The organism is Paenibacillus timonensis (assembly GCF_022427145.1).
In the GTDB taxonomy this organism is placed as follows: domain Bacteria; phylum Bacillota; class Bacilli; order Paenibacillales; family Paenibacillaceae; genus Fontibacillus; species Fontibacillus timonensis.
Genome location: NZ_JAKSXN010000104.1, coordinates 1 through 8977, shown reverse-complemented (window position 1 = coordinate 8977; position 8977 = coordinate 1). Strand labels below are relative to the sequence as shown.

Annotated in this window: 6 protein-coding genes; all 6 read right to left on the bottom strand. The window is 56.3% G+C overall.

Annotation, left to right across the window (positions count from 1 at the left end; genetic code table 11):
* Positions 1 to 302 precede the first annotated feature (302 nt).
* The 6 genes from MJ257_RS23935 to pth all read right to left on the bottom strand — a co-directional run bounded on the left by MJ257_RS23935 (position 303) and on the right by pth (position 8690).
* The gene (locus MJ257_RS23935; RefSeq protein ID WP_240271670.1) at positions 303 to 1937 is read right to left on the bottom strand and encodes a putative polysaccharide biosynthesis protein; all 1635 of its coding nucleotides are present in this window, start codon (positions 1935 to 1937) and stop codon (positions 303 to 305) included.
* Positions 1938 to 2139: 202 nt separating this feature from the next.
* The gene (gene spoVT / locus MJ257_RS23930; protein WP_178020554.1) at positions 2140 to 2682 is read right to left on the bottom strand and encodes a stage V sporulation protein T; all 543 of its coding nucleotides are present in this window, start codon (positions 2680 to 2682) and stop codon (positions 2140 to 2142) included.
* Between the two features lie 309 nt (positions 2683 to 2991).
* Positions 2992 to 4116, bottom strand: coding sequence for a peptidylprolyl isomerase (locus tag MJ257_RS23925; protein ID WP_240271668.1), 1125 nt, complete (start codon positions 4114 to 4116; stop codon positions 2992 to 2994).
* A 16-nt stretch (positions 4117 to 4132) separates the two neighbouring features.
* Positions 4133 to 7657, bottom strand: coding sequence for a transcription-repair coupling factor (gene mfd, locus MJ257_RS23920; RefSeq protein WP_240271666.1), 3525 nt, complete (start codon positions 7655 to 7657; stop codon positions 4133 to 4135).
* 160 nt (positions 7658 to 7817) lie between these two features.
* Positions 7818 to 8048 (bottom strand): anti-sigma-F factor Fin, encoded by a 231-nt coding sequence (gene fin, locus MJ257_RS23915; protein ID WP_178020559.1) that lies wholly within the window; start codon positions 8046 to 8048, stop codon positions 7818 to 7820.
* An 81-nt stretch (positions 8049 to 8129) separates the two neighbouring features.
* Positions 8130 to 8690: an aminoacyl-tRNA hydrolase gene (gene pth / locus MJ257_RS23910; RefSeq protein WP_178020561.1), complete on the bottom strand. Its 561-nt coding sequence runs from the start codon at positions 8688 to 8690 to the stop codon at positions 8130 to 8132.
* Positions 8691 to 8977 lie beyond the last annotated feature (287 nt).

The following is an 8977-nucleotide window of genomic DNA, read 5'->3' as shown; positions in this document are numbered from 1 at the left end:
TCTGAAAGATCTTATTTGCCTGAAAAAACGCCGATATCCCTTTTAACGGACAGGACAGCCGCTATTTGCCCCAAAATGGCTTGATACGAGAACATCCGTACCAAATAGGATCTCTGTGGTCCGTTACAAATGGAAAACGGCGGATCTCGCCGAAATAACAGCGCTGAGGTCCGTTAGGGATTCAGCTATCAGCACCGCAGCTTGCCACCTTTTACTATATCACTGCCGCGGGCGAAATAGAAATAAGTCCGGCATCGGCAACCGCCGGCGTGAGGCGAGCTCGGCGGGCTTGCCAAGCCAAGCTAAGGCAGCAGCCGCAACTTCCGAAGCAGCGCCAGCAGCTTCGGTCCCACCCGCGGCAGGGCGCTCAGCTCTGCCGCGCTAAGCAGCCGCGTGCGCAGCACGGCTGCGGCGAACACGGCTGCGCCCAGCAGCACGCCGAGCAGGCTCACGGCCGCGGCCATTCCGCGGCCCGCGGGCAGCTCGGCGGCGGCGAGGCGCAGCGCCAGCACCGCGGCGGCCATCGCCAGGGCGGCCGCCGCCGGGCGCAGCAGCGCGTCCCGCAGGCGCGGACGCAGCTGGACCCGGCGCAGCAGCAGCGCGGTGTTCAGCGCCGCTGCCGCGCCGTACGCGGCGACGCCGGCGATCGCGGCGCCGGTGATGCCAAGCTGCGGCACGAGCACCGCGTTCAACGCGGTCTTGAGCAACGCCGCAGCGAGCAGGTGCAGCGCCGGGGCGCGCACATGGCCGAGGCCCTGCAGGAGGGCGCTCGTGACCGCGACCAGCGCGCCGGGCGCGGCCGTCCAGGCCACCCAGGCCAAGGTGGCCGACCCCGCCGCATCCTCGTACAGCATCACGTTGATGGGCGCAGCCAGCAAGGCCAGGCCCAGCGAAGCCGCCAGGCCGATCAGCCAGAACCAGCGCAAGGCCACCTGCACTTGCCGCCGGATCGCCCCGGCGTCCCCCTTCATCTGCAGCTCGGCCATCGCCGGGATGAACAACACCGACAGCGACGTCGCCAGCATCGTGACGAGCTGAACCAGCGGGATCCCCCGGTTGTAAATGCCCACCTGGGCCATGATTCGCAGTTCCTCCCCATGGGCGGAGAGCAGCCGGGGCAGCGTGAACGTATCCACCAGGCTGATGAGCGGAACCGCCAGCGAGGCGAGGCTGATCGGCAGCGCATACTTCATCAGCGAAGACAGAAGCTGGCTTCGCTTCTCCCGTCGGGACGGCCGATCCGCATTCGCCGGTCGTGCGGCTTCCAGCCTCCGCGGTGCAGAGCGGGTGTAGGCCCGCCAGTACAGCAGCATCACCACAAGACCGGCAGCCGCTCCCGCCGAGGAGCCGATAAGCGCCCCTCCGGCGAGATCCGCTTCTCCGGCCCCGATCCGGCTTAACCCCAGCAGCAGGACGATCATCACCGTGACGCGGACGGCCTGCTCCAACACCTGAGAGACCGCGGTCGGCGTCATATTCTGGTGCCCCTGAAAATACCCCCGCAGCCCCGCAGCTACCGGAACGAGCAGCAGCGCCGGAGCCGCTCCGCGAAAGGCCGGGATCAGCAGACGGCTGCCGATCAGCTGCGACAACACCGGTGCCCCGAAATACAGCAGTACCGCAAAAGCGATTCCCAAAACTGTCATCATTGCAGCCGCCAGCCGCAGCACCTCGCTCCGTTCCCGTTCCAGGCCGGGCGCCTGGCGTTCCGCAACGAATTTGGCCACCGCCGCTTGAAAGCCGGATGTCGTGAGTGTAATCAATAGCGTATAAAAAGGATATACCGTATTATAAATACCGAATACGCCGTCTCCTCCGATATTTTGCAGCGGAATCTTCTGCAGCATCCCCAGCAGCTTGGTGATCAAAGCCGCCGCGCTCAGCACGGCCGCTCCCTTCAGCAGCTTCGAGGACAAGCTTTCCTTCGTTTCCATCATGGCAACCTACTTTGCTTCATCAAGAATAACATACCTATAGCTAACAGGTTCCATTATATGACGAAACGAGGGACTGTCGCCATTTCTCCCGGGCGAAACGCAAAAAACTTACACATCCCTTGAAGGTTCGGACGGACCGCGTCCGCCCCAAACAGCGGGTGTGTGTAAGTTCCTCCATGCGCCATACCTGATGCCTTTGGTTCTATTGCTCCATCTGTTTCGCCAGAAAACCGGCTGCCGTCTCGGCCATTTTCGATTCCAAATCGGACATTTTCACGGAATCGTCCTTGTTGACGAGCACCACCGTTCCGATCGGATCCCCGCCGGCAATAATCGGCGCGATCACGAACGAGGAGATGCTCTCCGGATGATCCTTCGTAATTTCGTAAGACCCCGACTCCGTTTCCATCATGATTTTACGGCTATCCATGCTGCCTTCCAGCAGCGAGCTGATTTGCTTCTCCAGGTATTCCTTCTTGGAAGCCCCCGCTACGGCGATGATGGTATCCCGGTCGGAAATTAAGGTAATATGACTGGTGCTCTCATACAACGACTCCGCATACTCCTTGGCGAAATCGCCCAATTCGCCGATCGGCGAATATTTCTTCAGAATCACTTCTCCATCCCGGTCCACGAAAATTTCGAGCGGATCTCCTTCCCGAATCCGCAAGGTGCGGCGAATTTCCTTAGGGATAACAACACGGCCCAGATCATCGATACGGCGTACAATACCAGTAGCTTTCATTTCACTTGATGCCCCGCTTTCTTAGAAGTTTTGAACTACGGCTTGAATTTCCTTAAGCTTCACCTAATCGGACTTTATACGTAATCTGCGGCTTACACAGATGTATGCGCCATGAGCTTCGCCAAAACGAGCGGCCGAAGGTGGGGACAGGGATGGCTTGTTCTGTGATTATGACCATAGTATTCATCCCGGGCGAACACCTTATTCATCATAATGAACCATGATTTAAAACGGCTTGCCGCGTATAGGTAAAAATGTCCGCGAAAAAAAAGCAGCGCGGAATTTCTCCCCGCTGCTTCCTGGTTCGGCTTATTTGCTCGTATTGCTTCCATTGGTGCCGGCGTTGTTGGCCGCCCCGTTGCCGCTCGTTCCGGCGTTTCCGGCGTTGCCGGATCCTTCCGTACCGGCATTCGTGCCTGCGTCGGTTCCCGCATTCGTTCCATTGCCTGCATTGGTGCCTGCGCCCGTGCCGTTTTCGCCGGTGCTGGTTTCCACTTTAGGCAGTTCGATTTTCTTGATGATCTTCTTCTCCAGATCCCCCGACATGAACTCGTCCAATTTGTTCGAGGCCAGCGTCGTTTGGATCATGTCCTTCTGCTCCTGGCTCAAATCTTCGTATTTCTTCTCGGTCCGGGCTTCCACGCGGATAATGTGGTAACCGTATTCGGTCTCCACCGGTTCGCCGATTTCGTTCAACGGCTGGGTTAAGGCAGCTTGCTTAAAGGCTTCTACCCAATTGCTGACCTCCACGTTTTCGTACAAACCGCCGTTATCCTTGGAGCCTGGGTCCTCGGAGTACTGTTTAGCCAAAGCAGCGAAATCCTCGCCCTTGTCCAATTTGGCTTTAACATCCTTGGCCAGCTTGAGCGCAGCTTCGGAGGTACGCTCTTTGCCGTCCGGATCAGTAAAGTTAATCAGGATATGGCGGACCGTTGCCGTCGTGTAATCCTGTTTCGTCGCTTCAAATTCCTTCTTCACGTCGTCTTCGGAGATTTTCTGCCGTTCGCCCTCCATGACGGTATAAATCCGTACCATGTAGTTCTTGAAATCCGCTTCGGTAATCTTCTGGGCGTCCAGCATTTGTTTGAAGCTGTCTTCGCCGTACGAAGTCTTCATCTGATCAAACTGCTCTTCGGCTTTCTTCTTGCCGGCTTCCTTGGTCTTGTCGTCGGCTTTGGTTTCGAGGTATTCATAAGCGATTTCCTGCTTGATCAAATACTGGCGGAAATCCTCCATTTGCATGAATTGTTCCATTTGCGGCTGGAGCGCAAGCACGATCCGCTGCTCGCGGTCAAATTCGTTCTCCGTGATTTCGCCGCCTTCGTACGTAGCGATGACTTTACTCGTATCTTTCCCTCCCGAGCTTGCCTCTTTCTTGCCGCATCCTGCCATGACGGAGAAAGCTAATACCGCTACGAGCGCAATCAGCAGCATTCTCCATGAGCGCCTTTTACTTTGAAACATCCTGTAGTTCCCCTTTCGCTTTGAACGCATCCTTCAGGGCTCCGAGAAACTGCTCCAACAAGCCCATCAATTCTTTGTCGTCCATTCCCTTGGTTTTAATCCGGATGAGCATCACGGATCCTTGACTAAATTGTACACGTCTTCCGAAAAGATTGCCAACTTCCGCAAGCTTGCCCGGAACGACGACCTTTTCCCGGCCTTCGTAGAATTTGATCGTCGCTTCCTCGCCCCGCAGCGTAATCGATTCGATGCCATACTGCTTACCATACAGTTTGACACGGGCGACGGCTAGGAGATTTTGCACGGCATCCGGCAGTTCGCCGAACCGGTCCAGCAGCTCGTCCTCCAGCTCGGCCACGTCCTCGAACGTCGCAGCGGAGGCGGTCTTCTTGTAGATCTCGATCTTCTGAATGCTGTCGTAGATATAGTCCGATGGCAAATACGCGTCGATGCCCAGATCGATCGTCGTATTCCAGGTCGCTTCGGCCGGTACGGTCTCGCCAAGCATGGTGATTTTGCGCTTCTGGATCTCCTCGGCCAGCATTTGCGAGTACAGATCGAACCCGACGGAAGCGATAAAACCGTGCTGCTCCGCGCCAAGCAAATTCCCCGCCCCCCGGATGGCCAGGTCGCGCATGGCGATTTTAAAGCCGGAACCGAGCTCCGTGAATTCCTTGATGGATTGCAGCCGCTTCTCGGCGACCTCGGTCAAGGACTTATCGCGTTGATACGTGAAATAAGCATAGGCGATCCGGTTAGACCGTCCGACGCGGCCACGAAGCTGGTACAGCTGGGATAGGCCCATCTTGTCGGCGTCGTGTACGATCAGCGTATTGACGTTCGGAATGTCCACCCCGGTCTCGATGATGCTGGTGCTGACCAAGACGTCGTATTCTCCGTCGAGAAAATCGAGAATCGTCTTCTCCAGCTCCTGCTCCGACATTTGGCCATGGCCGATCCCGACCCGCGCATCGGGAACCAGCATGGAAATTTGCGAGGCCATTTCCTGAATGCCCTGCACGCGATTATACAGGTAATAAATCTGTCCTCCCCGCGCCATCTCCCGTTCGATCGCTTCACGCACGAGCGACTGGCTGTGCTCAACCACATACGTCTGCACCGGGAAGCGATTCTCTGGCGGCGTTTCGATGACCGACAGGTCCCGTACGCCCAGCATCGACATATGCAGGGTCCGCGGAATCGGGGTTGCCGTCAGGGTAAGCACGTCCACGTTCGTTTTCAGCTTCTTCAGCTTCTCTTTATGCGTCACGCCGAACCGCTGTTCTTCGTCGACGATCAGCAAACCCAAATCCTTAAAGACCAGATCCTGCGATAAAATCCGGTGGGTTCCGATCACGACGTCCACCGTGCCTTGGCGAACGCCTTTGATCGTTTCGTTCTGCTCCTTGCGGCTGCGGAAGCGGCTTAACGATTGAATGTTAATCGGGTATCCGGCAAACCGCTCGCGGAACGTCTCATAGTGCTGCTGGGCCAAAATCGTCGTCGGCACGAGCACCGCCACCTGCTTGCCTTCGATCGCCGCCTTGAAGGCCGCGCGAATCGCGACTTCGGTCTTGCCATACCCTACGTCACCGCAGAGCAGGCGGTCCATCGGACGGCTCTGCTCCATGTCCTTCTTGATCTCCTCGATGGCCCGCAGCTGGTCCGGGGTTTCCTCGTACGGGAACATGGCTTCGAATTCCTGCTGCTCGGGAGTGTCCTTCTCGAAGGCATACCCTGGAGCAGCTTGCCGCTCGGCGTACAGCTTGATCAAATCGTCGGCAATATCCTGTACGGAGGAACGAACCTTGTTCTTCACGCGGGTCCATTCGTTGCCGCCCAGCTTGTAAATCTTCGGCTCCTTATCCTCGGAACCGACGTATTTCTGAATCATGTCGATCTGTTCGATCGGCACCGACAGCTTGTCGCCGCCGGCATATAGGATATGCATGTAATCCTTGTGGATCCCGCCGACCTCCAGCGTTCCGATCCCCATGTATTTCCCGATTCCGTGATTCTGATGAACGACGTAATCGCCGACCTTCAGCTCCGTATAGCTCTTGATCCGTTCGGCATTGTCCATGCTTTTCCCAACGCGGCGCGCTTTGCGCTGTTTCTGGGAGAACATCTCGCCTTCGGTGATGACGACGAGGTGCACGGACGGCAGTTCGAAGCCGGACTGAAGGTTGCCCTGCAGCAGCGACGGTTCTTCAATGCCGTAGTCCTGCAGCACCCGCCGCATCCGATCCATGCGCTCATCGGTGCTGGCCAGCATGATGACGTGGGCGCCGCTCTTTTTCCAGCGTTCCATTTCCGCCTTTAGCACGTTCATTTGCCCATGGAAATCCTGCATCGCCCGCGTCACGAAGTTCACGATGTTCTGCGGCTGGGAATGCGGCACTTGACGCAGGAACAACGACATGAACAACGTCTGGAACGGACGGTGGTAGATCAAGTGATCCACGTCTACCGCCAGCGGCAGATCGGGGAGACTCTTCCCGTTCTGGAACAGGTGCAAATTCCATTCCGCTTCATCGCGTTCCAGCTGCTTGGCCGTTTCCAACAGGCGCGCCGGTTCGTCGAGCAGAAGCAGCGTATCCTTCGGCATGTAATCATATAGCGTTTTTCGCTCCGGATAAATCAAAGAAATATATTTATAGATTTCCGAAAAATAAACATGCTCGCGCAGCATTTCCATTTCTTTGAACAGCTCTTCGCGGAGCCGGTTCTTCGCCTGACGGTCGGTCATCTTGTCCAACTGGATCTCCAGCTTCTCGGACACGGCCTGCGCCGCCTGCTCCAGCCGTTCCCTCGAAGCGATCAGTTCCTTGCAAGGCGGGATGAACACTTCCTTGATCTGGTCTACCGACCGCTGATCCGCCGGATCAAAGGTCCGGATCGAATCGACCTCGTCATCAAACAGCTCCACCCGGTAAGCCGTGGAAGCCGTCAGCGGATAGAAGTCGATGATCCCTCCGCGCAGGCTCATTTCACCGCGGGATTCCACCCGCTCGACCCGCTCGTAGCCGAGCTCGACCATTTGGGTCAGGAAATGCTCCAGCTCCAGCGTGCCTCCGAGCCGGACCGTCAGTCCCGCTTCAGCCATGGCCTCCGGCGTCGGGATAAAACGGCGAATGCCGGAATAAGGCACCACCACGATGCCCCGGAATCCCCGGGAGCATTGCAGCAGCACCTCGATCCGCTGCGCCAGCGTTTCCGGGCTGGACACGGCCGATTCGGCAGCGACCAGCTCATTTGCCGGGTACAACAGCACCTGATCCGGTGATAGCGCTTCCTGTAAATCTTCATACATTTTCTGCGCGGCGAACATATTGTGGGTCACGACGAGCAGCGGCCGGTTCGTTTCTTGATGCAGCGCGGCCAGCATCACCTGCCTGGATGAACCCGACAAGCCGGAGATCAACTGCTCCTTCATGCCCGAGTTCACGCCCGCTACCGTCGAAGCAAAATCGGTATCGCGTGAAAAAGCTTGAATAAGTGCTTGTAGCAAATGGGGCACCTCTCTTACTGCTGATGGATAGAAAATGGATGTCTAGACGAAAAGGGTAAGTCCACCTTACCCGAACCAAAAAGGAGCCTCAGCAAACGTGCCAAGGCTCTATAACCGTACATTCCGGTGAATTTGTTCATTGTTCCTGATGGCCTGCGGACTATTGCAAGGGATTCGCAAGCAGCATCAGCTCCGGGTTATGGTCGAGCGCTTCCCTGCAGTAATCGCAGGTCACCCGAACCGTCATTTCGCCGTTTGAATCATACGCTATTATATCTCTCCGCTCATCGGGGGTCAAGGAATGGAAGCCCAGTTGGGCTTCTGTCACTTGAGGCGATTCAATTCTACCAATCACCGTCCGGCAGTGCCGGCAAACGTAGTTTATAGCCATCTATATGCCTCCTGAAGATTCTTTATGTCTCCAGTATGCCCCGGGCGTTTGGCTTTTAGCCTATCGTCCTTGCTATAAACCTTAGCCGTTAAACTTAGCCATCGTTTGCTCGAACGTATGATCCAGGCTGTATTCCAACGCATCGCATGCCGCTTGGATGGACTGGTCGAGCAGCGGCTTCTCTTTCTTCGCAAACCCCGACAGAACGTAATCCACCACCGCAAACCCCGGCTCCGGCCGGGAAATGCCCATCCGGATTCGGTTGAACGTCTGCGTTCCGGTATGCTGAATGATCGACTTAATGCCGTTATGCCCGCCGGCGCTGCCTTGATATCTCAGCCGGTTGCGCCCCAGTTCGGTATCCAAGTCGTCGTACACCACGATCATGTCTTCAATCGACGCCTTATAGTAGTCCATATAAGCACGCACCGCTTCGCCGGATAGATTCATGTAGGTCATCGGCTTGATCAGTACCACTTTACCGCCCGGCAGCATTCCTTCCCCGATCAGTGCTTTGCATTTGCTCTGCTTGATCTCGATGCCATGCCGGCGCGCCAACTCATCTACGGCCATAAAGCCGATATTATGCCGGGTTTTCTCATATTGGGCTCCCGGATTGCCGAGCCCTACGATCCACTTCATGGGTCATGTACCTCCAAATCAGGTTACTATGGCGCTCCTCCGCTCTGGTGTAGCTTAAAACCGCCGATGTTGCTTGATTCTTGGATAAACTAACTAACCTACACTCGAATTTACTGGAAAATGTACCGTTAATTTCGACGTGATCCGCTGTCCGAGCAACTAACCGTAGAACCTACCGTTAATCTCACCAAAATCACCGCTTTAGCGAAAAACCACCCAAATTAACTGTACAATTTACCGTTAAATCGCCCAACACTCCCGATTCCGCCTAAATTAACAATAGATAA